At 59.1% G+C, this 509-nt stretch carries 1 pseudogene; it reads left to right on the top strand.

What is annotated here, in order from left to right:
- Positions 1–480: pseudogene (locus EOA86_RS37850) on the top strand (hypothetical protein); the annotation flags it as partial.
- Positions 481–509: the final 29 nt, after the last annotated feature.

The raw sequence follows: 509 nt of genomic DNA, 5'->3' as shown, positions 1-509 counted from the left end.
GTTGCCAACGCCTACTACATTGCCGGCGGCGACAAGGCCGACGGTTCGGGCATCGGCTTCAAGGTGTTCAAGGCAAGAAAGAAGATCGACGGAATGAGGCAAGAGGTGGCTCATGCCTATGGTCCCGACAGCAAATTCGATCTGCCGCCCGACGACTATGTGCTGACGGCGACGGTCGACCTTGCCGTCGTCGAGCAGCCGTTCAGCGTCAAGGCCGGTGAGCATCAGGATCTGAAGATCGCCATCAATGCAGGCGTGCTGGCGATCACCGCGCCAGGGGCCTCGAAGATCGAGATTTTCGATCCGAAGAAGGACATCAACGGCAACCGCAAATCGCTCGGTTACGTCTACGACGAGAAGTATCAGGCGGCGCTGCCGGCCGGCGACTACGCGGTCGTCGCGGAGAGGTTGGACAACAGCTCGAAGGAAAGCACGGTGACCATCAAGGCCGGCGAGCGAGCCGAACTGACGGTTCAATAGAAGCGTAATTCGACACCAGTGTCTATTGC

The sequence above is a fragment of the Mesorhizobium sp. M5C.F.Ca.IN.020.32.2.1 genome, from assembly GCF_004023105.1.
GTDB classification, from domain to species: Bacteria; Pseudomonadota; Alphaproteobacteria; order Rhizobiales; family Rhizobiaceae; genus Mesorhizobium; species Mesorhizobium wenxiniae.
The sequence above is the reverse complement of the archived record's forward strand: the minus strand, read 5'-3'. Positions and strand labels throughout refer to the sequence as shown.